The organism is Micromonospora ferruginea (genome assembly GCF_013694245.2).
GTDB classification, from domain to species: Bacteria; Actinomycetota; Actinomycetes; order Mycobacteriales; family Micromonosporaceae; genus Micromonospora; species Micromonospora robiginosa.
In genome coordinates, this window is record NZ_CP059322.2 from 1248334 (window position 1) to 1274209 (window position 25876).

The window sequence follows — 25876 nt, forward strand, 5'->3', positions numbered from 1 at the left end:
AACCGATCGGGCCGGCGGTGACCGGCGAGACGAAGGAGTGATCATGGTGGGTTCTTCCGGGCAGGGAATCGGGACCGTACTGCACCCGGTGTCGGATCTGGTCAGGGCCAAGGCGGTGTACGCGGCCCTGCTCGGCGTGCCGCCCACGGCCGACTCGCCCTACTACGTCGGCTTCGACGTCGCGGGTCAGCACATCGGCCTGGTGCCCGGCGGCGGACCGCAGGGCCTGACCTCGCCGGTGGCCTACTGGCACGTGCCGGACATCGACGCGAAACTCGCCGAGCTGGGCGCCGCCGGCGCCACGGTGGCCGAGGCGGCGCACGACGTCGGCGGCGGTCGCCTCGTCGCCACCGTCACCGATCCCGACGGCAACGTGCTGGGGCTGATCCAGGACCGCTGACCGTCAGGGCTCGTCCGAGCCGTCATCGACCGCGGCCCGGCCCGTCTTCGCCCGGCCGTGCGCGCACCTCCGTTTCGCGCGGGTGAGAACCCGCGATCCGCACAGCTCGAAAGGAACAGTCATGACCGCGATCGACTCCGTCACGCTCGAGGTGCCGGATCCGGCAGCCGCCCGGGACTTCTACACCGAGGCCTTCGACCTGGGCTCCCGCCTGCGCGTCAGCGGGTCACCGGCGCCCACGACCGGTTTCCGGGGGTTCACCATGTCGCTGGTGGTGTCGCAGCCGGGGACCGTCGACGGCCTCTTCGGTGCGGCCCTCGACGGCGGGGCGACGACACTGAAACCGGCCGCGAAGAGCTTCTGGGGGTACGGCGGGGTGCTGCGCGACCCGTACGGCACGATCTGGAAGATCGCGACGTCGGCGAAGAAGGACACCGCGGCGGCCAGCCGGCACGTCGACGAGATCGTGCTGCTGCTGGGCGTCGACGACGTCGCCGCGACGAAGCGGTTCTACGTCGACCGCGGCCTGAGCGTGGCCAAGAGCTTCGGCCGCAAGTACGTCGAGTTCGCCACCTCGAACATCAAGCTGGCGCTGTACGGCCGTCGTGCCGCGGCCAAGGACGCGGGTGTGGCGCCGGACGGCGACGGATCGCACCGGCTCGTCGTCGGCAGCAGCGCCGGAACGTTCACCGACCCCGACGGCTTCGAGTGGAAGGCTGATTGAGGCCGGCCGGCTGAGCCGAGCGGTCGAGGTTGCCGTCAGCTCACCGGGAGAGGGTGTCGAGTGCCTGCATGATCACGTCGGTGACGGTCTGCGCCTGGGTGACCATGACGACGTGCGAGGCGTCGACCTCGGTGACGGTGGCGCCGGCGCGTTCCGCCATGTGCAGGACGACGTCGCTCCCGGCGGCTTTGTCTCCGGTGGCGACGACCGCCCAGGACGGCAGTCGTCTCCAGGCGGGGTCGGTGGTGGGTGTGGAGAAGGCGAGTGAGGAGGCGGGACGTTGGACGACCGCCATGACCGCGGCGTCCTTCTCGCTCAGGTCGGCGGCGAACGCGTCGTGGAACTTGGCGGGATCGATGAGGAACTCGGTCTCCGTGCCGGCGGCGGTCGGGTACCGCACCTGGAGCAGCGCGGCGGTCAGGACGCTGTCCTTGGAGTTGCCCTCGATGTCCATCAGGCTCTCGCCCTCGTCGGGGGCGAAGGCGGCGACGTAGACGAGACCGACGACGTTGTCGGCGCGTGAGGCGGCGTTGGTGATGACCGCCCCGCCGTAGGAGTGACCGACGGCGAGCACGGGCCCCTGCGTCTGCTGCAGAGCACTCGCGACGTAGGCGGCGTCCTCCGAGACGCCCCGCAACGGGTTGGGCACGGCCTTCACGGTGACGCCGGCGGCCATCAGTCGCGCCACGACGCCGTTCCAGCTGGAGCTGTCGGCGAAGGCGCCGTGCACCAGGACGACCGTCGGTGCCCCACCACGCGAAGAGGCGTTGGTCATCGTTTCTCCCTCGTCGATGCGGTGGCCGCCGCGTCGACGCCGGCCTGTGGCGAACGTATCGGTGGGGCCTGCCGCAGGGGACCGGACGGCGAATTCGGCGTACGCGGGTCAGCCGTACGGTTGCCGCGGCGCGCACGGTCGAGTCTCGTTCGGGTGACGCGAGTGATTCGGTCGCGCGAGCCGGCCTCGCCCGGATGCGGCCCTGGCCGTCGCCGTCCGGGCCGGGATCGCCGCGCAACATACCGCGTCGGCGGCGGTGTGTTCGTCGCATTCGCATTCACGTCTCGCGTGACTCCGTGCCGCCTATGGTCGACGGAACGATGATCGGCGCAGTGTGGTCCGGAGGTCACCCATGGCTGGAGCGGCTCGACCCGACGGCATCAGTCCGACCGCGGTGGAGGCGGCGCCGGGGTTGTGGCGCGTCGACCTGCAACGTCACGACCTGAGCGTGCCGGGACGGGAGGTCGTGCAGACCCGGGTGGAGTTCACGCCGGACTCTCCTCCGTTCACGCACTTCCACCCCGGAGAAGAGATCATCTACGTGTTGCAGGGGTCCCTGGAGTATCGGCTCCAGGGGCAGGCGCCGGTGGTGTGCCGTGCAGGTGACGCCCTCACCGTGGGATACGGCGTGCACCACCAGGCGCGTAACGTCGGCTCGGGCATCGCGGTCGAGTTGGCGACCTATGTGGTGGAGAAGGGGAAGCCGCTTCTCACCAAGGTGGAGTGACCCGTCGCCGGCCGTCCCGGGACGAACACCGGCGGGTTGTCGCGCGGCGGCTGTGCCGTGTTCGCCGTCGGCGTGACGGACGGGGTGGCGGCCGGCGGGCGACATCGGGCACGGTGAGCTGGTGGATGCCGCGATTGTTCTGGTGCACAGCCCATCGGTGGGTCCGCTGACGTGGGCGCCTGTGGCGACGAGACTGAAGGCCTCGGGCGTGGTCACCGTGGTGCCTTCGCTGCTCGGCGTGGCGGACGCCGGACCGCCGTTCTGGCCGTCGGTCGCCGAGACCGTCGGCAGGTCGACAGGCGAGTTGCCGCCGGGCATGCCGGTCGTGGTGGTCGCGCACAGCAACGCGGGTCTCTTCGTCCCGGTCATCGTCGAGGCGGCCCGGCGTCCGGTGGCCGGCTGCCTGTTCGTCGACGCGGCGTTGCCCGCCCGCCGCGGGCCGACGGCGGTGGCGCCGCCGGATCTGCTGGACTTTCTGCGGCCCAAGGTGAGCGGTGACAGGCTGCCGCCATGGACGTCGTGGTGGGACGAGTCCGACGTCGCGCCGATGTTCCCGGATCCGCAGACCCGGCGTGACGTCTCGGCCGAGCAGCCGCGCCTGCCGCTCGGTTACTACGAGGAGAGGGTTCCCGTGCCGGACGGCTGGGACGACGCGGCATGCGGATATCTGCTGTTCGGCCCGCCGTACGATCAGATCGCGCAGGATGCGCGGGAACGCGGCTGGGACGTCGACCAGGTTCCCGGGCTGCACCTGCATCAACTTGTGGATCCGGACACGGTGACCGCCCGCATCACCGCGATGGCCGATCGATGGTCCTCGCCAGCCGGCTGACCAGGCACCATCACGCCGGTGACCGCGGCGATGCGTCCTCAGCGGTTGCCGTGCGGCCGCAGCGCGCGAAGGAACGCCGAGGCCATCGTGCGCCGCGTCGGCGTGCCGGCGGCGGCCAGGGCGATCATGTACGTGTCGAGCCGATCGCGTTCGTCGCCGGTCAGGGCGGCGGCGATCGCCTCGCCGTACGTGGGGACCAGGGGGTTGGGTGCCACGCGCTTGAGCGTTTCCCAGTCTCCGATCGGGTCGGCGGGCACATCGACCTGGGCGCGGTAGTCCAGCTCCACCGCCTCGAAGCCGGCGCTCACCGCCCAGTCGATCAGGTCACGCTCGTCGAAGTCCATCATCGGTCGGGTGGCTTCCTCGGTGGTGCTCCGGTAGACGTCGTTGACCTTGGCGATCAGGTCGGTCACCGGGGAGTCGCCCATGCCGAACAGATCATCGGGTCGATGCTTCGCCGCGAAGCGGTTGACGGGCTCGAACAGGGAGATCCGGCCGCCCGGCCGCAGGACCCGGAAGAACTCCGTTAAGGCGGCGGCCCTGCGATCGGAGTAGATGAGCACCGACCGAGTGGTCACGACGTCGACGGAGGCGTCTGCGATTCCGGCGAGATCGTCGGCGGAGGCGACCACGAAGCTGCATCGCCCGTCTCCACCGGCGGTACGCCGGCACACGTCGAGCACATCGGCTGAGACGTCGCTGAAGATGACCCGACCGTCGGGGCCGAGTCGATCCAGCGCGCCGAACCCGACCAGTCCCGTCCCGCAGCCCACGTCGAGGAGCACGTCGTCGGCCGCCAGGCCGGCTCCGTCGAGGACGCCGTCACGGAACGCCGTCAGATCCTGGGTGTTGCGGGCACGTCGGTCCGCGCTGTCGCCGTCCCGGCGGGTCAGGAGCCACTGCGCCCACTTGTCCGGCGTCACCGGGTCATCGTAAGCCCCGAGACATACACCTCGGCGGTGCCCGGGTGACCGCGTGCGCGGTCACCCGGGCACCGCGGGCTATGCCGTCGGCCTGGCGCGGTGCAGGATCTCGGCCAGCTCGGCCGGGCGGCTGAGCATCGGCCAGTGCCACGTCGGCAGCTCCTCGTACCGCCACGAATCGCCGGCCATGTGCTGGCACAGCGGCATGGTGGCGGCCATCTCGCGTGCCTGCGCGGCGGTGAAGCTCGACAGCACGCCGAGGCGGGGCAGCTTCTCCCACGCCCCGGTCAGCCGCACCGGGCTGGTGGCGGTCGCCCACGGTTGGGCCACCGACCGCTCAGCGAGCAGCGCGACGACCGATTCGTCAACGTCTGCTGCTCCCGCCGCCAGTTCGGCCCACGGCGGGGGTGGCAGCCGCCAGCCGTCGCCGTGGTCGGCGACCACCGCCGCGTTGTGTTCACGCTGCTGAGGTGGGGTGAAGTCCTCGTTCGCGGCGCCGTCGGGCAGCGGACCGGTGTCGACGAAGACCAGTTGGGCGATGCGGTCGGTCATGCGGTCGGCGGCGGCGGTCGTCACGACCGCGCCGGCGTAGCTGTGCCCGACGAGGACCACGTCGTGCAGGTCCTCGTAGCGCAGCAGGTTGACCACGTCGGTGACGTGGACGTCGAGGTCGGTGTCCGGGCGGGCCAGGTGGGCGCGTTCGCCCATGCCGGTCAGGCTCAGCGGATACACCTCGTGGCCGTGCGCACGAAGGGCGGCGGTGACCGGGCGCCAGGCCCACGCGCCGAGCCAGAACCCAGGAACCAGTACGAATGTCGTCATGCCTGACACGCTACGATCAATACCGGACAGGATCCGCCCGGATGAGGAGTCAGACTTTTGGCCCGGCCCACCGCGCGTGTCCTGGCGATGCTGGAGATCCTCCAGGCCGGTGGCGGCTTCACCGTCGCCGACCTGGCCGGTCGGCTGGGCGTCGACGAGCGCACGGTCCGCCGCTACGCCGCGCATCTCGCCGACCTCGGCATCCCGGTCGAGGCCCGGCGCGGTCGCTACGGCGGGTACCGGCTGGCGCCCGGATACAAGCTGCCGCCACTCATGCTCACCGGCGAGGAGGCGGTCGCCGTCATGCTCGGGCTCGTCGCCGCCACCCGGGCCGGGCTGGTCACCGCCGAGGGCGCGGCCGCCGAGAGCGCGACCGCGAAGATCCGCCGGGTACTGCCGGCCGTCCTGGCCCGGCGGATCGATTCGCTGCTCGGCACCGTGGACTTCACCGCTCCGGCCCGCAGGTCCGCCCCGCCCGGCATCGAGGTGCTGCTGGTGCTCGCCGAAGCGGCCCGACATCAGCAGCCGGTGAACATCACCTACACCACCTGGCGTGGCGAGTCCGGCGAGCGGCAGCTCGACCCGTACGGGCTGGTCTTCCACGCAGGCCGTTGGTACGTCACCGGTCACGACCACGACCGCCGGGCCGTCCGGACGTTCCGGCTCGACCGCATCGGCGCGGCCCGCCTCACCCAGGGCAGGTTCGACATCCCGGCCGGTTTCGATCCCACCACGCAGGTGCTCACCGGTCTGGCAGCCGTGCCGTACGCGCACGACATCTCCGTGGTGCTGCACACCAGCCTCGGGCAGGCGCAGCGACGGATCCCGCCGTCGGTCGGCACGCTGACCGAGGTGCCCGACGGAGTGCGCCTCACCACCCGGGTCGAACGGCTCGACGGTGCGGCACAGATGCTCGCCGGGCTCGGCTGGCCGTTCACGATCGACCGACCGGACGAACTCAGGGACGAGGTACGCGCCCTGGCCGCCCGACTGCTCACCGACGCCGACGCCGGACGGTGAGCGGCAGTCCCCCCCGGTTCAGCGACAGGTGAAATCGTCACCGCTGTGCGGTGGGCCGTACCACGATCTCGTTGATGTCGACCTGATCCGGCTGGGTGACCGCGTACGCGATGGCGTCCGCGATCGCCGCGGGATCCAGTGCCATGGCGTCGCGGCTGGCCACCAGCGCGGCGCGTGCGTGGGGGTCCGCGACCGCATTGACGAAGTCGGTGTGTACGAAGCCCGGTGAGACGACGGTGACGCGTACCGTCTCGCCGACCTCCTGCCGCAACCCTTCGCAGACCGTACGCACGGCGGTCTTCGTCGCGGAGTACACCGCCTGCCCGGGGACGGTGCGGTACGCGGCGGTGGACGCCACCGTCACCAGGTGTCCGAACCCCTGGTGACGGAAGACCGGCAGGGCGGCGGCGATGCCGTGCAGTACACCGCGCAGGTTGACGTCGATCATGTCGTCCCACTCGTCGACGCGCAGGTCGTCCAGCGGGGAGATCGGGCCGATGCCGGCGTTGTTGACCAGCACGTCGAGCCGGCCGAACTCGGTGACCGCCGTGTCGACCATGCGGATGAGGTCGTCGCGCCGCCGCACGTCGGTCGCCAGGGCGACGGCACGGCCGCCGCGTTCACGGATCTCCCCGGCGAGCTGCTCGACGCGGTCGCTGCGCCGGGCGCCGAGGACGACCGTCGCCCCGGCGGCGGCGAGGGCCAGCGCGGTGGCCCGGCCAATTCCGCTGCTGGTGCCGGTGATGGCGATGACCTTGGTCCGGGTACCTGTCTTCTCGGTGTCTGGCACGGTTGCGCTTCTCCTGGGATTGCGGTGCCGGCCCGGCGCCGGGCCCGGATGGGGCCGTCACCTCCGGGGGCGGCTGCCGGTGGTTAGGATCGGGGCGTAAGCGGACAGGTGTCCGCATGCCCTCGACGTTAGCGGACACCTGTCCGCTTGGCCAGCGAGCAGGAGTGACATGGATCGCAGCACCGATCACCGGTCGCAACCCGGTGCGCGGCCGGGCCCGAGCCGGCGGACCGACGCCGAACGCAACAGGACCCGGATCCTCGACACCGCGCGTACCGTCCTGGAGCAGGACCCCGACGCCTCGATGCAGTCGATCGCCAAGCTGACCGGCATCGGTCAGGGCACCCTGTACCGCAACTTTCCCAACCGCGAGGCGCTCGTCCTGGCGGTGCACCGTCGCGACGTCCAGGACCTCATCGACGCCGCACCCCGGCTGGCCGCAGGCAGCCCTCCGCTCGTGGCGCTACGGCGATGGCTGGACGAACTGGGCAGCTACGGCAGGATCAAGCACGGCCTGGCCGGCGCCCTGAACAGCACCACCAGAGAACGGCTCGCCACCGAGGGGTACGACCCGGTCGTCGACGCCATGGGCACGTTGCTGCGCGCCTGCCAGCAGGCCGGCGAAGTCCGCGCCGACGTGACCGCCGACGACCTCCTGCTGCTGGTCGGCTTCCTCTGGCGCATCAGCCCGGACGAGAACTTCGAGACCCGCAGCAGCCACCTGCTCGACCTCGTCATGGACGCGCTGCGACGACCCGCCACGTAGCAAGCCTCGGGCGCGGCCGAACCCGCTGACCGTGGAAGGGCGATCGCTGGCGTTACTCCGTCGCGCGTAGTACGTTGGACGATATAGCGGAGGACGGAGTATGTGGTGGGTGAGGAACTGGGACGTTGGGCCGAACCGGGGCTGCTGGTTCTGACGAGCCTCGCGGAGGGCGCGAAGCACGGCTACGCGATCACCACGGACATCGCCGAGCAGGCGGGCGTGGCGTTGGGCCCGGGCACGTTGTACGCGGCCCTGCAACGGCTGGAGGAGCGGGGGCTGATCGAGGCCCTGCCGGCTGAAGGGCGCCGCCGGCCGTACCGATTGACTGCGGCCGGAGCGGCAGAACTGTCGGCCCAAGCGGAACGGATGCAACGCCTCGCCACCCTCGGTCTGGGCCGTCTCCGATCGAGGCTGGCATGAGCAGCGACTCGCGCCTGGTGCGAGCGCTGGTCGCCTGCTACCCGCCAGCATGGCGGCACCGATATGGCGAGGAGTACGCCCAGTTGCTCTCCGACCTGCGGGTCCACCGCCGGCCACGCCTCGTGGTGGATTCGCTGCTCGGAGCTGCCCGGATTCACGGAGGTGCGCTGATGTCCGGACGTTCCCCGACGGTCCTGCCCGTGTGGGCGGCCGCGTTGTTCGCGGCAGGCGGGCTGGGCTTCGCGAAGCTCGCCGAGGATCTCTCCGGCGTCGCCACCGATGCCTACGCCGCAATGGTCGTCGCCTCGGCGGTCGTGGGGCTGGCCCTGGTCGCCATGGCCGCACCGGCTGGTGCCGTTCTCGTGCGCGGCCGCTCCGCTGTCGCGTGGAAACATGCCGCCGTCCCGGTCGTCGGTGCCGCGGCGTGGTACGGCATGGTGCGGGTCGTCGCGCCCACCGGCCGCCCGGTGCACTCGGGACCGAACGTAGCCGCGTTCGTGCTGATCGCGGTAACCGGGCTCGGCGTCCTGGCCGCGACGGCGTGGGCGGCCACCAGGGTGTTGCGGTGGGTGCCGGTCGTTGGCGCGCGCTGGCTGTGGCCGTCGGCCGTGACGGCGATGGCGGTGGGGATGGCCGCCGCCACCGTTGCCGTGCTGGTCTGGGGTCTCCGCGCACGCACCACCGACGCCGCCGCTTTCCACCGCAACGAGGGCCTGTTGGCCACACCCTTCATCTCGAGTTGGATCGCGGTCATGGCCGCCCTGTGCGCCGCGAGCGTGCTCGGCGGAATCGCCGCGCGGCACCACCTGACCGTCCGCTAGCACTCATCCACGACCGATCCGGGCGAGCGTCTGCCTACCGTCCGGGGATCTTGCTGAGGGAAGGAGTGATGCGGCATGCCCGTACCGCCGATCATGATCCAGGCCGAGGGCCTGGTCAAGCGCTACCGCCGCCGGATGGCGGTCGACCAGCTCAGCTTCCAGGTACGAGAAGGGGAGATCTGCGCGTTGCTGGGCCCGAACGGCGCGGGCAAGACCTCGACCATGCGGATGCTCCTCGGACTGTCCAGACCCGACGCCGGCACGGCGAGCCTCGCCGGCAAGCTCGTGCATCTGGGCGCACCCGTGCTGCGGCGCGTCGGCGTACTCATCGACGGACCCGCCCTGGTGCCGCACCTGAGCGGCATCGCCAACCTCAAGCTGCTGTGGTCGGCGGCCGGTCGATCGTGGCCGCCGCCGGCGCTCGAGGAAGCACTGGACCTGGCCGGCCTCGGTGCCGCGACCGGCCGTAGGGTCAAGGGCTACTCGACGGGAATGCGGCAACGACTCATGCTCGCCGCCGCGTTGATGCGTCGTCCTGACGTGTTGCTGCTGGACGAGCCGGCCAACGGCCTCGATCCGGCCGAGGTGCGCGCGTTGCGCCGCCACCTGGCTGTCTGCGCGGACGCCGGCGCAGCCGTGCTGATCTCCAGTCACCAGCTTGCCGAGGTGCAGCTACTCGCCACTCATGCCGTGGTCATGCACAACGGCCGCCTCACCGCCGCCGGCACCCTCGACGACTTGGTCGGTGCTCACACATCGCTTGAGGACGCCTACCTGGCGATGATCGAGGGATATCACGATGCTGCGCTTTGAGCTCACCACCCAACTGCTCCGCATCCGGACGCTTATCGCGCTGGCCTGTCTCGCCGGGGTTCCGGTCGCCGCCGCGCTTCCGTTCGCATCCCAGCCCGGAGAGCGCAACGGCAACGAGAGTGGTCTGTTCGGCGCCTCGCCCTACTCGGCCGCCAACCACGCGATGGCGAGCCTGGAATTCACGGCCCCGCTGCTGCTGCCGATCGTCGTGGCACTGCTGTCCTGCGCGATCGCCTCGGCAGACCGTGACTGGGGAGTGTTGCGCTACCTCTACGCCGCCCCGGTCACCCGCGAGCGCCTGCTGGCTGCCAAGCTCGCTGCCGCTGCCCTGGCGACCCTGGTCGCGGTTGCCGTCGTCATGGCCGCCGGCCTGGCCGCGGGCACCGTCTTCTTCGGGTGGCACCCGTTCCACATCATCGGCGCGTCCGCGCTCACCGTTGGCGACGCGACCATCCGGGTACTGGCCGCCACCGGCTACACGCTCCTGTGCATGCTCGCGATGGCGGCGATCGCCTTCACCCTGGGCCTGGTGCTGCCACGCGGGGCCGAGGCGCTGGCCGTCGCCGTCGGCTTCGTGGTGCTCGCCAGCATCATCAACGGCCAGCCGGCCCTGCCCGCCGTCGCGGCCGTCCTGCCCGTGCACTACTGGCAGGACTGGGTGGGCCTGTTCGACCCCGCCGGCGTCACCGACCTGGCCCTCGGCGTCGTCGTTCAACTGGCCGCCATCGTCGTCTGCACGGTCACCGGCTGGCTCGTCCTGCGCCACCGCGACCCGGCCGCCTAGCGAGAGCCTTAACCTCAACAGCCTACGATCCGGCTCGAAACGGGGAAAGGAACGACGCGTGCGCAACGTCCTGAAGTCGGCCGTCTATACGCTCTACGCCCGACGACTGGCCCACGAACTGTCCGACGCACCCCTGCCTCGGCACATCGCCCTGGTGATGGACGGCAACCGGCGATGGGCACGCCAGAACGGCTTCCAGGATGCCGGGATCGGCCATCGATACGGCGCCGAACACCTCGATGAAGTCCTCGGCTGGTGCAGAGAACTCGGCATCCACCACGTCACCGTCTTCCTCGCCTCGGTCGACAACCTGCGCAAACGCGACGCCGGCGAAGTCGACAACCTGCTGCGCATGATTGAAGAAGTGATCATCCGGCGGCTGGCGGGACCGGCCAGCGTCTGGCAGGTCAGGACCGCCGGTCGGGTCGACGTCCTGCCTGATTCCACCCGCCACGCCCTCAAGTCGGCCGAGGAGGCCACCCGCGACAAGAACGCCGCCTTCCACCTCAACATCGCCATCGGCTACGACGGGCGCGAGGAGATCGTCAACGCTCTGCGATCCCTGCTCGACGCCGAACGGCAAGCCGGCCGTAGCCTCGACGATGTCGCCCAACAACTGTCCGCCGACCAGATCGCGACTCACCTCTACACCAGCGGCCAGCCCGACCCCGACCTCGTCATCCGCACCAGCGGTGAACGCCGCATGTCCGGATTCCTGCTCTGGCAGGCGGCCTACTCCGAGTTGTACTTCTGCGACGTCTACTGGCCGGGCTTCCGCAAGGTCGACTTTCTGCGCGCGCTTCGCTCCTACTCCGCCCGCGAGCGCCGGCTCGGTAGCTGAAGACGGAAACCACCCGTCGATGTCATGCCGGGTCGCAGCCGGCTCACGCCTTGGTCTCGGTCATGGCCCTGCGGACCTCGAGGAACTGGGCGGTGCGGTCGCCTTGCGGGCGGGACGACACGAAGGCGACGATGCCAACTGTCTGGTCGTCGGCCCATGCGCAGGCGACGAGATAGCTTTCGTCCTCGGTACGGCCTTGACCGCAGTGTGCGGTGCCGCCGAGTTCCCCGGGGTCGACGGGCTTGTGGGTCTTGATGCGGTATGGCTGAAGGGAGCGTTCGACCATCCCGTTCTGGTCGGTGACGGTGCCGGAGACGCCGGTGATGAAGACCATGTCGGCGTCCGGTCCGTTGTCGCCGTAGGCCCAGCCGACGGCGCTCGTGGCGGGGGCGACCTCACGCTTGAGCGTGTCGAGGTGTTGTTTGGCGGCTCCGGTGGTGACCCGGTCCATGCTTTTCGGCAGGCCGAGCAACGTCTCCGGCATGCGCAACGTACGGATGTCCGGTGAGGGCGGTGCGGAAGCCGTGGACGCCGTCGACGGCGGGGTGGCGGCTTCCGAGGTGCACGCCGCGGCGGCGGGCAGCAAGAACGTCAGCACCGCGGCAGCGGCGGCTGAGCGGAACGGTTTCCTGGTGCTTGTCGTCATCGCGGTCACGTCCGTCGTCGATCTGGTGGCGTCTGCGTTGCAGAGGGTACGGCCCGCGGTCTCCGATCGAGCAGGCGGCAATCACCTGCGGTGGAGGTAGGTGCCGTCCCACGCGGGGTGCCCAGACGCAAGGAAGCTGGCGCTTGTCCTCGCCGGTGGTCCACCTTCTGGCCCTTCGAAAGGCGAGCTTGGATAGAGTCGTGCCGTGACGACGCCCGCCGGCTCCGAGGCCGGCTGGGCGCGGCAGCAGCAGCGGTACGGGACACGAGACATTCCGGTGAACCCGCGGTGGCTGCTCCGTGGCGATGTCGGCTTCGACAGCGCCTATGGGGACGAGGTGCTGCTGGCCGTGTGTGCGGAGATCGAAGGATTGTTCGTCGACCTGCCTCCGCGACCGCGGGAACGATTCACCCTTGTTGGCTGCGTTCCGGACGGCGCGCTCGCCGACCTGCTCGACAGGGTGCCCGCAGGGGCCCTCGGCGCCGGACGGGCCTGGCTCGGTGACGTCGCGATAGCGGAGCCTCTGCCATCGCCGGGCAGGTCGCCGTCCTGGATGGGCGAGGACCTCGGTGACGTGGTCGTGCTCGCACGCCGGCCGAGCCGTACGGTGCCGGAAGCTGTGGACATCGATCTCGACGGGTTCGTCCACGTCTACGACCGCACAGCCGCCGTCGTGCGCCCTGGCAACGTTCCCGAATTCGCCCTCCTGGGTGGCGACGGGACGCCGTACGGCACGTGCCGGGACGTCAGCGGCGTGTTCCGTGAGCAGGCCCCACCGCTGGTGCCGCGGGTCCGGCTCCTCGGCTGCCGGCCGCAGGCGCCACTGTTGGCGGCGCTCGACGCGGTCGGGCGGGCGACCAAGGCCAGCCTGCGTCGACGTCGCATCCGCGCGGAGGTGCACACGATCGCGGCCGACGGCTCGGCCCACCGGGTGATCGACGCCGTGGTGTCCGGAACGGTCGGGTCGGGGGAGCCGTCGCGGTTCGGAGGCGGGCTGCTCGACGTGACCGTCGACAGCGACCCACAGGAACCGCTGCCCGTCGGGGTCCTCGACATCCTCGCGCACCGGCAGCACGGGCCACCCGTACAGAAGAACATGTGGTCCGACCACGGCCGAGAACTACGGCACCAGTGGGCCATGGTCGCGGCCGCCCACCAGTCCGTTGTCCAGGACCGATCGGCCGGCACCACGTACGACCTCGACGGCCGTCACGTCACGGACATCGAAGGGTTCTACTGCGCGCTCGGTGAGGCGATCAACGGCCCGGGCGGATACTTCGGCTGCAACCTCGACGCCTTCGTCGACTGCCTCCGCGGGCGTTTCGGCGCGTCGACGCCGTTCCGGCTGGTGTGGCACGACTCGAACGTTGCCCGTGATCATCTTGTCGCCGGCTACGACCGGCGGCGTCTCGCACCGGCGGTGACCGTGGAGTGCCTGCTCGGCATCTTCGCGGAACATGATGTCGAGGTCGACCTGCGGTGAGCCGGACCGTCGCCACGACGCGGGGGAGCAGTTGGTCAGTGCGCCCCTGACTCCGCCCGCTGAACCGAGGTCGGCGACCTGTCCAGGAGGGCACCCAACCGAGCTGCGGATTCGTCGGTCAGGCGATAGACGCCCTGGAGGCTGACGGAGCGTTCGAGACGGCCGTTGACGACGTACTTCAGGGTGCGCTCTTCGCCGTGTCGGTTGCGCCAGGTCAGCGCGCCGAGCAGGTCGCCGGGGATGGTGACGTCGAAGCGGATCGGGGTCGCTTCGACGTGCACCGGGCTCGCCCCACATCCGTTGGCGCCGAGCATCGCCCAGGTGGCGTGACCCGGGTAGGACGGGTCACGCCAGGTCGTCGGAGCGGTGCCGCAACAGTCGCGTCGCTGCTTGTCGACGACGCGCAGGCGGGTCACCAGGTGGACCACGCATCGGTTGACATGCAGCGCGAAGACATCGTCGCCGACACCGACGCTGGTCCAACTGGGAAGAGACTGGTGCACCCCGCTGAAAGCCACCGAGGGGCGCTCGCCGACTCGGTGGCGGCGCAACTCCCGGCAGACGTCCTGGGTCCACAAGGTGGTGAACGCGGTCGACATGGCCGTGATCATAGGATTTGCAGTTGATCGAACGGCCCTGGGGCGTCACCTCGCCGGGCGCGCCGCCTCCATTCGTCGCGGCGGCGCAGGCCGTGCACGCGTTGCTGTCGGCCGGCGCGAAGGTGCCGGGGCACCCGATCGGTGCTGAGCCAGGGCGTTACAGGAAGCGCTCCGGGTCGAAGCTTTCGAGGTCGATGATGCGAACCCGAGGAAGGACGTTGGTGAAGCAGCCCGCATCCTCCTCGATGTCGAACACCTGCAGGCCCGGCAGGTCGGAGAAGCCGGCGTTGAGGAACTCCTTGAACCCGACGACCGCGACCTCGTGCTCACCTCGCAGCAGCTCGTCGACCTGCGGCAGGAAGTCGCCGTCGTGGCTGGCGAGCATCACATTGCCCGGGCGCCGGGCGATAGCCTCCAACGTCCGCTGGATGCCGATGTCCACCACCTTCTGATCCGACGATCCAGCGAGCGGAATGGGTCGGTATTCCATGCTCAGCAGGGCCCGGACGAAGGGCATCGGCAGGCCGCCGCCCGACGCGTTGAGGAAGAACAGTGCCTTCACCGGCTGCTGCCACGTGTCCCGCGCGAAGTCCCGCAGACGCTCCCACCGGGGTCGCTCCGCGGGGGCCGGCCGGCGCTCCAGAACACTGTTGCCGAGAGTGGCATCGATGTTCTCCCCGTCCACGATGAGGTACGTGACGGGTGCGGTGGTACCGGGCATGGGTGTGCCTCTCGAGTCGAGCAGCGAGCGCGGACCGGTCGAGCCCGAGCGTTTGACGCGCCGGCGGGGGCCGTGCTCGTGGTCAAGGGTATTACCTGCCAGCCCTGTCGGCAGACGGCACCCGACTCTCGCCTGCCGCCGCCGGCGGTCTGGTGTTCTCCGCCGCTGGCGACGCGCGGTGATGTATGACCGTCTGTCCCGCTTCGGCATCCGGTGTCGTACCTGCCGATCACCCTGCCGTAACGCCTGCGCGTCCGCGGCGGTGAGCCGGCCGTGGTCACCGATGGCGCGTCCGCAGCGAGGACGCGCGTACCCCGGAAGCTCACCAGCGGCGGCTGCCGGGCCCGCGCCGCGACTGACAGGAGATCGCCGCACCCAAGAGGCGCAAGTTCATGACCCGGTCGCGGCGAGCGTCTCGCGAGCCAGCAGTGCACACCCGACTTGACGCGGATGGTGCACAACGCTTGCCGGCTCGCGCAGCCCGGCGAGCCGAGCCACGGGCCATGGAGCCTTTCCGTGCCGTGTGCAACACGTAAGCCAGAGCCGCCGGATGCTCCAGAAGTGCCGCGTCCAGCTCCGGGGTCAGCAGTTCGGCAGCGCGCAGACGATCAGCGATACCCGCATGGGTAAGAGGCCGGGTCGACGGCCGGCCCTACTCAGCGGTCCTGTGCCGAGATCAGGTCGAGGTCGCGGACGCAGAAGCCGTGGTGCTCGAAGGTCTCGTTGAGCACCGTGCGGAGGCACTGCCGCACCGAGCGGCCCCGGGCGTACGGCGGCCAGACATCGTCGTCGGGCACCGGCGCTCGCGCGGCTAGTTGTGCCGCGGTGACCTTGTCGAGCCAGGCCTCCAGCTCGGCGGCCTGTGCGTCACGCACGCTCACTATCTCGTCCAGGGCCGGGTCGGACGAGAGGTCAAGCCCGTGCGCTCCGTCGTAGGGCTCGACGCTCGGCCCGATGCCCATCGGCGTGAACAGCTGTGTCGAGCCCAGGCAGCAGCGGCGGAACCACGAGTCGTGGACGAAGACCAGGTGGCGCAGGGTCTGCACCGCTGACCACTCGTCGTTCACGCTGCGGCGCTCGATGCCGGGCGTCTGGCGGATCCGCTCGATCGTGGCGGCCCAGCCGGTATGGAGCTGACGTGCTGCCTCGCGCAGGTCGGCAGGGTCCTCGGAGCGGATCAGCGCCCGTACCGGATGACGCCGGTCCAGCTCTGCTTCGACGTACTGCGTGACGTCGACACCGTTCACCACGAGGTTGGTGACCAATCCGTCGATCACGACATCTTGCATGACGACACCGATCAGGCGCGCCCCGGTGAGATCACACTCGCGGAACTCCGCACCGTGCAGATCCTCGTCGACATATCGCGTCATGCTCCACACATTAGGGCCGCACACCGACAAGCCAGCCTCGGCTCGGCTGCACTCCGTGATCTCCCCGCCAACTGCGCGGCGGCCAACGGCGAGCCATGACGCATCGTGACGCACATCCGGGGCGGCCGGATGCACGCTCATGCCGCTGATCGCGCGCCCGCTCCGACGGGTGAGAGGATCATGCGTGACAGGCGTGGGTTGGTCGAACGCTCGGTCGTGCCGATGAGCGGGTGCTGCGTGGCGCTCGTGTCGCCCCGATCGGGATAGTTGGATCGTGCCGAACTTGGACTTCTATGCCGCAGACGACGATTGGCCTGCGGTCCTCGACGCCGTCTTCGAACTGGGCTTGTTCCGTGTCTTCGAGTCCGACTCGCAGCGGGACTGCGAACTGCGGGAATTCTCCACTGCTGCTGAAGTTGCCGCTGCTCCAGGTGGACGGCACCTGGCGTTGTACGTCGTCGGTTCCGGAGCGGCGCCCATGGTGCGGCGGCTCGACCTGCCTGCGAGCGTGCCGGGAAGCCCGACGTTCCGGTATCGCTGCGAAGGCTGGGGTCTGGTGCAGCTCTACTACGGCGGTCCCGTGGGGGTGCAGGAGTTGCGATGGAGCCATACCAACCACAACTCGGAGAAACGTGCCGCGGCGTGGGCGACAGCCGTGCCGCGTCTCGGTGATCCCGCCGCATGGAACTGGGCGGCGGTCACCAGCGCCTCCGGCAAGCTGAATCGAGTGGCTCGCCGGATGGCCGTCAGCAAGATCGGCTCTCACCCCGTGCTGCCGCACGCCGCGCAGTTCATCGCAGACGCCGGCTTACGATACGAGTACGGCACGGGCATCCACGCCACCCCGTCCTACGGCATGAGCGCCCGATGATCGGTGATGCCTGGTTGGATCGGTGTTCGTCTCCTTCACCTCTGCTGCGGGGGCTGGCGAGGAACCCGGCAGCGCCGGTCGACGTGCTGTTGCGGCTGGTGGATTCGTGGCCGGAGCAGGTGTGCGATGGGCTACGACGCCGCCGTGAGCTGCCGCCGCCGGTGCGGGATGCGATGCTGCACCATCCCTCGCCCAGGATCCGCGGAGCGCTGGCCACCCACCCGCAAGTCGACTCTCGGGCGCGCGCCAAGCTGCTGGCCGACCCGGTGTGGCGGGTGAGAATGCGCGCGTTCGGCCGGCCCGGTCAGGAGCCGCTGCCTGACGACGTGCTGGTCAGGTTGTTGACCGCGCTCGACGCCCCGCCCTCCGACATGCCGTTCAGCCGAGAGGAATTGATCGGCGAGTTGTTCGAGGCGACCAGGTATGACCGGCGTCTGTTCCGGCTGGCCGCCGCGCACCCCCGGCCGGGTGTGCGTCGGTTCGCGGCTGGTTCCTTCAACCGGCTGGACGAGCGGTCGCTCCAGGCGCTGCTGGAGGATGAGGTGCCCGACGTGCGGGCAGCCGCCGTGGCGTCCGTCGCGCACCGGCAGCGAGTGATGGAGCCTGCGGATCTGCCGGATCAGCACTGTCACGCATTCTGGTACGTGCTGCAGCGTCCACTGTCCCGGGCGCTGATCGATCAGGTGCTCGCCAGCGGCGACACGGCTGCGCTGGGGGTGATGGGCAAGAACCCGAGCGTCCCGCCGGACGTGGTCGAAGCGCTGCTGCGCCACCCCGACCCGTCGGTCCGGCAGGGAATCACCGGTCGCGTCGACCTGACCGGCGACCAGCTCGTCAGGCTCGCCACCGACCCGGCGGTCGAGGTGCGCACCGCTGTCTCCACCCATCCCGGCCTCACCGAGCAACAGCGGGCCGGCATCGACATCGACGTGACCACCGTGCCGGGCGACGGCCACTTCGGCTCCGCGGACGTCCGCTGCCGTTGGATCCCGTATCCCGAGGAGGCCGCGCAGGAGATCACCGATGCGCTGCGGTGGGCCGGTTCGACCAATCCGCTGCTGCGCCGACGAGCGGCCCGCAACGCCGAGTTGCCGGCGGACATCGTCACTGTGCTCGCCGACGACCCCGACCTGGGCGTACGGGTCCTGCTCGCCCAGCACCACCCGGCCGCGCCGCCGGCGCTGCTGCTGCGCTGCTATCTGGAATACCACTGCTGCGGCCGGGACCGGCTCAGCGAGCTGCCACAGTTCCCCATCGAAGGACTGGCCCGCTTCGCCGACAACCCGGACCCGGCGATACGACGGCTCGTCGCCCTCGACCCGCACGCCGCCACCGAAACCGTCGACCGACTCAGCACCGACCCGGACGCCACCGTGCGACAGGCGATGGCAAGCAGCCCACGCCTTCCGGCACCGAGGGTCACCGCGCTTCTCAACGATCCCGGACTGGCCGAGGCCGCCGCGGCCAACCCGGCCCTGACGGTCGATCACATACAGGAGATCCTGGACAGGGCCACCGTGGGCTAGCGCCAGACCACCGAGATGGCGGCCCTGGCCGCGAACACACGCTCACGGGCTCTGCCTGCTGCCGGCGATGCTGGCGAGCGCACTGCCGACCTGGCGGTCACTGCGGCGAGAACACCTGCTACGACAGGGAACACCGGCAACCGGCTCCGCCGGGAGAGACTACGTCGTGCCTCGCTACCGCGGCGCCACGTCGGCGAGCGCCCGGTCGAGGATCTCCAGGCCCAGGTCCAGCTCCGCGTGGGTGGAGGTGAGCGCCGGCGCGATGCGGAAGACGCCGCCCATGCCGGGTAGCTGCACCACGTTCATGTGCAGGCCCAGCTCCAGGCAGCGCGCGGTCACCGCGGCGCCCAGTGCGTCGGCCGGGCGTTCCGACTCCCGGTCGCTGACTAGTTCGAGCCCGACCAGCAGCCCACGGCCGCGCACGTCGCCGACCGCCGGGTGCCGTTCGCCGATCTCCAGCAGACCCTTGCGGAGGTACGCGCCCAGGTGCGCCGCCTGTTCGTCGAGCCGGTCGGCCTCCAGGACGTCCAGGACCGTGTTGCCGACCGCGGCCACCAGTGGGTCCGAGACGTGCGTGGTGAAGAAGAGGAAACCGCGCTCGTGCGCGGTGTGCTCGATTTCCGGGCTGGTCACCACCGCCGCCAGCGGAAGGCCGGCGCCGAGCGTCTTGGACAGGGTCAGGATGTCCGGCACCACGCCGTCACGCTGGAATGCGTACCACTCGCCGGTGCGGCACAGGCCGGTCTGCGCCTCGTCGAGGATCAACAGCCCGCCGCGTTCGTGCACCTTGTCGCGCAGCTTGGCGAGGTATCCCGGCGGCAGGTCGATGACGCCGCCGGAGCTGAGGATCGGCTCGACGACGCACGCCGCCAGACTGCCCACCGACTGGGCGTCGAACAGCTCGAACGAGAACTCCAGTTGACGCCGCCAGTCCAGCTCGCCGCCGGGGAGCGTGAAGTCGGGCCGGTACGCGTTCGGCGTGGGGATCGCGAAGTTGCCGGGTGCCGCGGGCCCGTACCCCTTGCGCCCCGAGCTGTAGGTGGCGCTGGCCGCCGCCTGCGTCATCCCGTGCCATGATCGGGCGAACGAGATGATCTCGTGCCGGCCGGTGACCAGCTTCGCCATCCGGATCGCCGCCTCGTTGGACTCCGCGCCGGTGGTGAGCAGCAGGACCTTCTCCAGCGGCGCGGGCAGGGAGCCGGCGAGGCGGCGGGCCAGCTCGACCACGGGCCGGCTCAGCATGCCGCTGAACAGGTGGTCGAGGGTGGCGGCCTGGTGCTGGATCGTGGCCACGACGGCCGGGTGGGAGTGGCCGAGGATGGCGCTCATCTGGCCCGACGTGAAGTCGAGCAGGCGGCGGCCGTCGGCGGTGAACAGGAAACTGCCTTCGGCACGCTCGATGATCTCGCGTACGAAGCTGCCCGCGCCGATGTAGCGGACCAGGTGACGATCGGCGTCGGACCAGAACGAATCAGCCATGGACCGACGCTAGGCAGTCCCGGACGGGCACGTCCATCGCACATTTCCGTTGTCGCTGTTAAGCAGAGCCGTACAGTCGGGGGCCATGACGCTGAATCCGTGGCGACTGCGCCTGCTCGCCGACCTGGCGACCTACGGCACCGTCCGGGCCGTCGCGCAGCGCGGCAACCTGAGCCCGTCGGCGGTGTCGCAGCAGCTGACCACGCTGGAACGGGAGACCCGGACCGCGCTGCTGGAGCGCACCGGGCGGCGGGTGCGGCTCACCGCGGCCGGAATGTTGCTCGCCGGTCGGGCTCGGGAGATTCTTGCGGCCATGGACGCGGCCGAGGCGGAGCTGCGTCGCCTCGCCGACGAGCCGGCCGGCACGGTCACCGTGGCCGCGTTCCAGAGTGCCGTGCAAGCCCTCGCCGAACCGGCGCTGGCCCGTCTCGCGGCCCGGCACCCGGACGTGCAGGTGGTGCTGCTGGAGCTGGAGCCGCACGAGAGCATGCCGGCGCTGCGTCGGGGTGACGTGGATCTGATCATCACGACGGCCGACTTCGCCGGCGCGCAGCTCTCCCCGGAGATCGACCTGGTGCCGCTCGCCACCGACCCGGTCGTGCTCGTGCTGCCCCCGGGGCACTCGCTGAGCAGTGTCGAGTCGGTGGCTCTGGAGGCGTGCGCGCAGCAGCGCTGGACGTTCGACGTCGCCGGCTCGTACATGTCCGAGCTGTCCACCCGGCTGTGTCGGGAGGCCGGGTTCGAGCCCGTGGTGATCTGCCGGTTCAACAACTACATGCTGGCGCTGCAGCACGTGGAAAACGGCCGTTCGATCACCATGCTGCCGAAGCTGGCGGTCGACCCGCGGTACCGGGTGGTGACCCGGCCGTTGAACCCGCCGCTGACCCGGCGCATCACGGCTGCGGTCCGGCGACCGGCTGCGTCACGCCCGGAGGTGGCGGCCGTGCTCAGCGCGCTGAGGGCAGGTGACTGACCAGCGCTGCCCGGCGCTCGGTGGGACGCGGTCGGCACCTCGTGCCCGCCGCTGTCACCCGGTCACGTCCTGGGCAGGCTGCAGGATCCCGGTCAGCACTGCCTGCTCGCTGTCCTTCACCCGTTGAGCATATGGGTGCCTGATCGACCTCCTCGGTGGCCGCTCCAGGGGCCGTGTGCGGAGCAAGGCGGCTTCGTCTTGCTTTGTACAGCGTTCGATGTACTATCCAGCGGGTGGAGACGTTGATGCATTCGCAGGTGCTGGCCCGCTTCGGTCACGCCCTGTCCGACCCGACCCGGGCGCGGCTGCTGCTCGCGCTGCGGGACGGGCCGGGCTACCCGGCGGAGCTGGCCGACCTGCTGGGCGCGACCCGGCAGAACGTGTCGAACCACCTGTCCTGCCTGCGTGGCTGCGGTCTGGTGGTCGCCGTGCCACAGGGTCGCCGTACCCGCTATGAGCTGGCCGACGCTCGCCTGGCGCACGCCCTGGCCGACCTTCTCGGCCTCGTCCTGGCCGTCGACCCCGCCGCCTGCCCGGACGCCTCCGGGAAGGGTTGCTGCTGATGACCCTGCCCCTGGTCGCCCTCACCCCCGCCGGGCCGTCGCCGGCCCGCCGCCAGGTGCTCGCCCGCCGGGTACGGCTGCTCGTCGCCGCCACCATCACCTACAACGTCATCGAGGCCGTGGTGGCGATCACCGCCGGCACCGTGGCCTCGTCGACCGCGCTGATCGGCTTCGGCCTCGACTCGGTCATCGAGGTGTCCTCGGCCGCGGCGGTGGCCTGGCAGTTCGCCGCCCCTGACCCGCAGGCCCGGGAGAAGGTCGCGCTTCGGGTCATCGCGGTGTCGTTCTTCGCCCTCGCCGCCTACGTCACCGTCGAGTCGGTCCGGGCGCTGGCCGGCGGCGCCGACGCCGAACACTCCAGCATCGGCCTGGTGCTGGCCGCGCTGTCGCTGGCGATCATGCCGGTGCTGTCGTACGCGCAGCGGCGCGCCGGCCGGGAACTCGGCTCCCGCTCCGCGGTCGCCGACTCCAAGCAGACCCTGCTGTGCACGTACCTGTCCGCGGTCCTGCTCGTCGGCCTCGGCGTCAACAGCCTGTTCGGTTGGTCCTGGGCCGACCCGATCGCCGCGCTGGTCATCGCCGCCGTCGCAGTCAAGGAAGGCCGCGAGGCGTGGCGCGGCGACGCCTGCTGCGCCGTCCCACCGACCGCCACCCTCACCGGCACCGACACCGTCGCCGGTGAGCCCGCCGCCGACGGAGGCGACGCCTGCGGATGCCACCCCGGCTGCGCGTGCTGCTAGTCGGCGTAGCCTGCGGACGTCGTCGGGTCCGACGATGGTGGCTGCGTTGACCCCGAATCGAATCGGTCCCGGCTGGCGAGGACCGCGTCGAGGTGCCGGCGACTCCGGTCACACAGCCGGTAGACGATGCCGTGCGCGGACCGGCCGGCCTCGGTCAGGGCGTACTCATCTATTCGATCTCGGCGTCGAACGCCTTGCGGGCGTGTTCGATCTGGGGCAGGTACGTGTCGGCCCACTCGAGGAGCGTGTCGACCGGGGCGCGCAGGGTCTTTCCCAACCGGGTGATCCGGTACTCCACCGCGACCGGACGAGTCGCGACCACCTCGCGCTCGATGATCCCGTTGCGCTCCAGACGTCGTAGTGTCGCCGTGAGCGACTTCTGCGTCACCGCCGGGACCGCCCGGCGCAGCTCGTTGAACCGGCACGGGCGCTCGCACAGCTCGTTGAGAACGCTGAGCGACCACTTGTCCAGCACCTGGTCGAGCAACTCGCGGTGGGGTGCGTCGATGCGCAGCTCGCCGACGTGGGGGGTGGTGGTATCGCGCATGAAACCAGGTCTCCTTGAAGTGTCCTCCGTCAACTAGGTATCAATGGTAAACCGAGTTGGTTCCTGTGGAGGAGAAACGATGCCTGTCACCCGCTTCAGCCCCGACGGTCTTCAGCCGCACACCCCCTACGAGCACGTGGCGGTAGCCACCGGGTCGCGTCACATCCACGTCAGCGGTCAGATCGCCCGACTGGCGGATGGCTCACCGGTCGCCCCGGGTGACCTGACCGGGCAGGTCGCGCAGGCGCTGCGCAACACCGGCCGAGCCCTCGCCGGAGCCGACGCGTCCTTCGAGGACGTGGTCCGGTTGACCTTCTACGTCACCAACTGGTCGCCCGAGAAGATCGGGCCGTTCATGGCCGGGATCGAATCGGTCGTCGAGGAACTCGGCCTTCCCTGGCCCCTTCCGCCGGCGTCGCTGATCGGGGTGGACCACCTCTTCGAGCCCGACGTGCTCGTCGAACTGGAGGCGACTGCGATCTCGGAGTGAGTGCTTCCTGCTCGCTCGTGACGTCGCCGGAGCGGGCCCGCCGTGATGGCGCGGGGGCACTGGCGGACGCCAATTGCCGATAGTGTTCCCAAGCACACTGTCCGCGCGTCCTGAAGGGTCCTGCCATGAGCTTTGGTCGTCGGCGGCTGTCGCGAACTGTCGCCGCCGCGCTGGTCGTCCTCGCCGGGGTGGCTGTTCCCGCCGTGCCCGCCGCGGCGGCGAAGCGTGGCCCGGACCTCGCGGTCGACGCCTCCGGGACGACGATCCCGCTGGGCGTCGAGCGGAAGGTCGTCTACCTCAAGATCAGCAACCGGGGGGACGAGACCCCACGCGACGTCGTCGTCCGTGTTCGCCAGCCGGCAGAGGGCCCCGACCCCCTGCCGGTCGCCCTGATCTGGCACGCCGGTGGCGGCGTGGGCGAGTGCGACGGCGACTTCGGGGGGTTCTACTGCCAACTGCTGCCGGAGCTGATCCCCGGGCCGGGTGAAACCACCGACGTGCCCATCGACGCGGCCGTCTTCGGGGCCGCCGGGCCCTACCAGGGCAGCTTCGAGGTGTCGGTCACCCTCGGGTCCGACAAGGACGCGAATCCGGCCGACAACACCAGATCGTTCCCACTGGTGCTGGTCGACCAGCGCAGCGCCGACCTCTCGGTGGTGGCCCGCGACGTGAAGCAGTCGGTTCGGGTCGGCGCCGACGGCAGGCCCGAGCCCACCGGCACGCTGAACCCGGGCGAGACGGGAGCGCTGCGGCAGACCGTCGCCAACCAGGGCCGCGCGGCGGTCAACGGCGTGCGGGTCACGCTGCGCCTACCCAAGGGCGTGACCTTCACCAAGCCCCCGACCCAGTGCGTGCTCGGCGACGCCGGCCGCTCGGCGGTCTGCACCTATCCGGGCCTCACCCTCGTTCCGGCCGTCGAGGACACCGACCCGGACGACGCGGTCTACTCGGCGGTCGAGCTGTACAACCTCGTGACGACCCCCGCGTCGGCCACCGCGCCGGCGACGGTGCAGGGCGGGACCGTGCGGGTGGAGGGCCTCACCGAACGGTCGACCAAGGACCGCGCCACGCCCGCGCGTACGGCACTGCCCGCGAACGCCGCCGCCGTACCGGTGGCCGACGTGGACCCCGGCGACAACCGGGACGGGTTCGCCGTGGTGCTGGCCGCCAAGACCGGCGGCGGCGATGGCGGCAACGGCAACGGCAACGGCGGCAACGGCGGTGCCGGTGGTGGCGACGGTGGCGGTGACGGCGGGCTGCCGGTCACCGGTCCGCAAGCCGGGCTGATCGGCGGAATCGGCATCGCGGCGCTGGCGGCCGGTGCCGTGCTGTTCCTCTCCTCCCGGCGTCGCCGGACGATTTTGGTGACCCCCGAGGACGAGCAGCCACTGGCCTGACCCGTCCCGTCGGCCCGTGCGGGCGGGACGGGCAACCGTCCCGCCCGCACCCGACGCCTCCCATCCTCGATCGGGAAGCCACGACCGGTGCCGCTGTCGGGCGCACCGACGAGACCGGCGTCACCCACCCCGTCCCGCCGCCGACACCCCGACCTCTGACTACGATGGCCGCAGCGCTGGTTCACCCGGTCGGCGACGGCCGGGTGTCGTAAGAGGGAACCCGGTGGAAGTCCGGGACTGCCCCGCAGCGGTGAGTGGGAACGACCGCCGTCATCAGCACTGGGCCACCGGCCCGGGAAGCGACGGCCAGTAGGCGACCGAACCCGGTCCGGCCCGCGAGTCCGAAGACCTGCCCGCGCCGCGCGCACCACCGGTGCGCGCTGCCGTCGACCTCGCGGGTGGGTCGGGCGGGTGACACGCCGTACGCGATCCGTCGGCGTGCCCTCGACGCGCGCCCCCCGGTCGGCGGTCCGCTGCATCGAGGACGGACCCGCACAGTGCCCGACACCATCACACTCGCCGGCCGACCACCGTCGGCCTCGCACCTGACCCTGTCGCAGATCATGGACCAGCACCACACCAACCTGATGGGTACGGTCCACGGTGGCCGGATCCTCAACCTGATCGACTCGGTCGCCGGGGTCGTCGCCGCCCGCCACTCCGACGGCCCGGCGGTCACCGCCGCCATCGACGAGACCGCCTTCCTGCGCGCGGTCCGCGTCGGCGACGTGGTCCACGTCGACGCCCGGATCACCTGGGCCGGCCGCAGCTCGATGGAGGTGGCGGTGAAGGTCAGCGCGGACCGCTGGGACCGCGCGGTACCGCCGGTCGACGTGGCCACGGCACACCTGGTGATGGTGGCCGTGGACGACCACGGCGACCCCCGCGCCGTCCCGCCGCTGCTGCCGCAGACCGACGGGGACCGGCGACGCTACCGGGAGGCGCAGATCCGGCGGGAACACCGGCTGGCGCTGCGCCGGGCCCTGCTCGACGGCGCCGGGGAGGGCTGA

At 70.7% G+C, this 25876-nt stretch carries 30 protein-coding genes and 1 riboswitch; of the genes, 20 read left to right on the forward strand and 10 right to left on the reverse strand.

The window, feature by feature from the left end; genetic code table 11:
- Positions 1-43: 43 nt before the first annotated feature.
- Both H1D33_RS05545 and H1D33_RS05550 read left to right on the forward strand, forming a co-directional pair.
- Positions 44-400: a VOC family protein gene (locus tag H1D33_RS05545; protein ID WP_181569084.1), complete on the forward strand. Its 357-nt coding sequence runs from the start codon at positions 44-46 to the stop codon at positions 398-400.
- 121 nt (positions 401-521) lie between these two features.
- Entirely contained in the window at positions 522-1124 is a 603-nt protein-coding gene (locus H1D33_RS05550; protein WP_181569083.1) for a VOC family protein, read from the forward strand.
- Between the two features lie 40 nt (positions 1125-1164).
- Here the strand turns inward: H1D33_RS05550 and H1D33_RS05555 are convergent, their stop codons facing one another.
- Positions 1165-1899 (reverse strand): alpha/beta fold hydrolase, encoded by a 735-nt coding sequence (locus H1D33_RS05555; protein ID WP_181569082.1) that lies wholly within the window; start codon positions 1897-1899, stop codon positions 1165-1167.
- A 352-nt stretch (positions 1900-2251) separates the two neighbouring features.
- On the opposite strand from H1D33_RS05555, the gene H1D33_RS05560 reads away from it, so the two are divergent.
- Both H1D33_RS05560 and H1D33_RS05565 read left to right on the forward strand, forming a co-directional pair.
- On the forward strand, positions 2252-2626 hold the full coding sequence (locus H1D33_RS05560; RefSeq protein WP_181569081.1) for a cupin domain-containing protein: 375 nt from the start codon (positions 2252-2254) through the stop codon (positions 2624-2626).
- 121 nt (positions 2627-2747) lie between these two features.
- Positions 2748-3458 carry an alpha/beta hydrolase gene (locus H1D33_RS05565; protein ID WP_181569080.1) on the forward strand — a complete coding sequence of 237 codons (711 nt, stop codon included), beginning with the start codon at positions 2748-2750 and terminating at the stop codon, positions 3456-3458.
- Between the two features lie 38 nt (positions 3459-3496).
- Here the strand turns inward: H1D33_RS05565 and H1D33_RS05570 are convergent, their stop codons facing one another.
- Both H1D33_RS05570 and H1D33_RS05575 read right to left on the reverse strand, forming a co-directional pair.
- The gene (locus H1D33_RS05570; RefSeq protein WP_307755354.1) at positions 3497-4381 is read right to left on the reverse strand and encodes a class I SAM-dependent methyltransferase; all 885 of its coding nucleotides are present in this window, start codon (positions 4379-4381) and stop codon (positions 3497-3499) included.
- A 78-nt stretch (positions 4382-4459) separates the two neighbouring features.
- The gene (locus H1D33_RS05575; RefSeq protein ID WP_181569078.1) at positions 4460-5203 is read right to left on the reverse strand and encodes an alpha/beta fold hydrolase; all 744 of its coding nucleotides are present in this window, start codon (positions 5201-5203) and stop codon (positions 4460-4462) included.
- 57 nt (positions 5204-5260) lie between these two features.
- Between H1D33_RS05575 and H1D33_RS05580 the strand changes: the two genes are divergently transcribed.
- Positions 5261-6223: a helix-turn-helix transcriptional regulator gene (locus H1D33_RS05580; RefSeq protein WP_181569077.1), complete on the forward strand. Its 963-nt coding sequence runs from the start codon at positions 5261-5263 to the stop codon at positions 6221-6223.
- Between the two features lie 37 nt (positions 6224-6260).
- Here H1D33_RS05580 and H1D33_RS05585 read toward each other — a convergent pair whose 3' ends face one another.
- Positions 6261-7013 carry an SDR family oxidoreductase gene (locus tag H1D33_RS05585; protein ID WP_181569076.1) on the reverse strand — a complete coding sequence of 251 codons (753 nt, stop codon included), beginning with the start codon at positions 7011-7013 and terminating at the stop codon, positions 6261-6263.
- A 169-nt stretch (positions 7014-7182) separates the two neighbouring features.
- On the opposite strand from H1D33_RS05585, the gene H1D33_RS05590 reads away from it, so the two are divergent.
- The 6 genes from H1D33_RS05590 (at position 7183) to uppS (ending at position 11458) form a co-directional block, all read left to right on the forward strand.
- Positions 7183-7779 (forward strand): TetR/AcrR family transcriptional regulator, encoded by a 597-nt coding sequence (locus H1D33_RS05590; protein ID WP_181569075.1) that lies wholly within the window; start codon positions 7183-7185, stop codon positions 7777-7779.
- A gap of 105 nt (positions 7780-7884) precedes the next feature.
- On the forward strand, positions 7885-8199 hold the full coding sequence (locus H1D33_RS05595; RefSeq protein ID WP_181569074.1) for a PadR family transcriptional regulator: 315 nt from the start codon (positions 7885-7887) through the stop codon (positions 8197-8199).
- Positions 8196-9020 carry a hypothetical protein gene (locus H1D33_RS05600; protein WP_181569073.1) on the forward strand — a complete coding sequence of 275 codons (825 nt, stop codon included), beginning with the start codon at positions 8196-8198 and terminating at the stop codon, positions 9018-9020. The genes H1D33_RS05595 and H1D33_RS05600 overlap by 4 nt, the downstream gene beginning before the upstream one ends.
- Positions 9021-9095: 75 nt before the next feature.
- Entirely contained in the window at positions 9096-9833 is a 738-nt protein-coding gene (locus H1D33_RS05605) for an ABC transporter ATP-binding protein (RefSeq protein WP_181569072.1), read from the forward strand.
- Complete coding sequence (locus tag H1D33_RS05610) at positions 9820-10617, forward strand: ABC transporter permease subunit (RefSeq protein ID WP_181569071.1); 798 nt, start codon at positions 9820-9822, stop codon at positions 10615-10617. Before H1D33_RS05605 ends, H1D33_RS05610 begins: the two co-directional genes overlap by 14 nt.
- Positions 10618-10675: 58 nt before the next feature.
- Positions 10676-11458 carry a polyprenyl diphosphate synthase gene (gene uppS, locus H1D33_RS05615; RefSeq protein ID WP_246411644.1) on the forward strand — a complete coding sequence of 261 codons (783 nt, stop codon included), beginning with the start codon at positions 10676-10678 and terminating at the stop codon, positions 11456-11458.
- A gap of 43 nt (positions 11459-11501) precedes the next feature.
- Here the strand turns inward: uppS and H1D33_RS05620 are convergent, their stop codons facing one another.
- The gene (locus H1D33_RS05620; protein WP_307755355.1) at positions 11502-12104 is read right to left on the reverse strand and encodes a hypothetical protein; all 603 of its coding nucleotides are present in this window, start codon (positions 12102-12104) and stop codon (positions 11502-11504) included.
- 205 nt (positions 12105-12309) lie between these two features.
- Between H1D33_RS05620 and H1D33_RS05625 the strand changes: the two genes are divergently transcribed.
- Entirely contained in the window at positions 12310-13587 is a 1278-nt protein-coding gene (locus tag H1D33_RS05625) for a barstar family protein (protein WP_246411642.1), read from the forward strand.
- A 35-nt stretch (positions 13588-13622) separates the two neighbouring features.
- On the opposite strand, the gene H1D33_RS05630 is transcribed toward H1D33_RS05625, so the two are convergent.
- The 3 genes from H1D33_RS05630 to H1D33_RS05640 all read right to left on the reverse strand — a co-directional run bounded on the left by H1D33_RS05630 (position 13623) and on the right by H1D33_RS05640 (position 16280).
- Positions 13623-14186, reverse strand: coding sequence for a hypothetical protein (locus H1D33_RS05630; protein ID WP_181569068.1), 564 nt, complete (start codon positions 14184-14186; stop codon positions 13623-13625).
- A 157-nt stretch (positions 14187-14343) separates the two neighbouring features.
- Positions 14344-14907 carry an NYN domain-containing protein gene (locus H1D33_RS05635; RefSeq protein WP_181569067.1) on the reverse strand — a complete coding sequence of 188 codons (564 nt, stop codon included), beginning with the start codon at positions 14905-14907 and terminating at the stop codon, positions 14344-14346.
- Positions 14908-15563: 656 nt separating this feature from the next.
- On the reverse strand, positions 15564-16280 hold the full coding sequence (locus H1D33_RS05640; protein ID WP_181569066.1) for a DinB family protein: 717 nt from the start codon (positions 16278-16280) through the stop codon (positions 15564-15566).
- 274 nt (positions 16281-16554) lie between these two features.
- On the opposite strand from H1D33_RS05640, the gene H1D33_RS05645 reads away from it, so the two are divergent.
- Together H1D33_RS05645 and H1D33_RS05650 are read left to right on the forward strand one after the other, a co-directional pair.
- Positions 16555-17151: a hypothetical protein gene (locus tag H1D33_RS05645; RefSeq protein ID WP_181569065.1), complete on the forward strand. Its 597-nt coding sequence runs from the start codon at positions 16555-16557 to the stop codon at positions 17149-17151.
- A 161-nt stretch (positions 17152-17312) separates the two neighbouring features.
- Entirely contained in the window at positions 17313-18677 is a 1365-nt protein-coding gene (locus H1D33_RS05650) for a hypothetical protein (protein ID WP_307755356.1), read from the forward strand.
- Between the two features lie 174 nt (positions 18678-18851).
- Here the strand turns inward: H1D33_RS05650 and H1D33_RS05655 are convergent, their stop codons facing one another.
- Positions 18852-20156: an aspartate aminotransferase family protein gene (locus tag H1D33_RS05655; protein WP_181569064.1), complete on the reverse strand. Its 1305-nt coding sequence runs from the start codon at positions 20154-20156 to the stop codon at positions 18852-18854.
- An 85-nt stretch (positions 20157-20241) separates the two neighbouring features.
- Here H1D33_RS05655 and H1D33_RS05660 point away from each other — a divergent pair, with 85 nt between their 5' ends.
- The 3 genes from H1D33_RS05660 (at position 20242) to H1D33_RS05670 (ending at position 22432) form a co-directional block, all read left to right on the forward strand.
- A complete protein-coding gene (locus H1D33_RS05660) occupies positions 20242-21129 on the forward strand; it encodes a LysR family transcriptional regulator (RefSeq protein WP_181569063.1) in 888 nt (295 codons plus the stop codon).
- A gap of 245 nt (positions 21130-21374) precedes the next feature.
- Positions 21375-21692, forward strand: a complete 318-nt coding sequence (locus tag H1D33_RS05665; protein WP_181572886.1) for an ArsR/SmtB family transcription factor — start codon at positions 21375-21377, stop codon at positions 21690-21692.
- On the forward strand, positions 21692-22432 hold the full coding sequence (locus H1D33_RS05670; protein WP_181569062.1) for a cation efflux transmembrane domain-containing protein: 741 nt from the start codon (positions 21692-21694) through the stop codon (positions 22430-22432). The genes H1D33_RS05665 and H1D33_RS05670 overlap by 1 nt, the downstream gene beginning before the upstream one ends.
- 169 nt (positions 22433-22601) lie before the next feature.
- Here H1D33_RS05670 and H1D33_RS05675 read toward each other — a convergent pair whose 3' ends face one another.
- On the reverse strand, positions 22602-22979 hold the full coding sequence (locus H1D33_RS05675) for a winged helix-turn-helix transcriptional regulator (RefSeq protein WP_181569061.1): 378 nt from the start codon (positions 22977-22979) through the stop codon (positions 22602-22604).
- Between the two features lie 79 nt (positions 22980-23058).
- On the opposite strand from H1D33_RS05675, the gene H1D33_RS05680 reads away from it, so the two are divergent.
- The 3 genes from H1D33_RS05680 to H1D33_RS05690 all read left to right on the forward strand — a co-directional run bounded on the left by H1D33_RS05680 (position 23059) and on the right by H1D33_RS05690 (position 25876).
- On the forward strand, positions 23059-23469 hold the full coding sequence (locus tag H1D33_RS05680) for a RidA family protein (protein WP_181569060.1): 411 nt from the start codon (positions 23059-23061) through the stop codon (positions 23467-23469).
- Positions 23470-23594: 125 nt separating this feature from the next.
- Positions 23595-24866: a COG1361 family protein gene (locus H1D33_RS05685; protein ID WP_181569059.1), complete on the forward strand. Its 1272-nt coding sequence runs from the start codon at positions 23595-23597 to the stop codon at positions 24864-24866.
- A gap of 160 nt (positions 24867-25026) precedes the next feature.
- Positions 25027-25237, forward strand: a riboswitch (cobalamin riboswitch).
- A 126-nt stretch (positions 25238-25363) separates the two neighbouring features.
- Positions 25364-25876, forward strand: a complete 513-nt coding sequence (locus tag H1D33_RS05690; protein WP_181569058.1) for an acyl-CoA thioesterase — start codon at positions 25364-25366, stop codon at positions 25874-25876.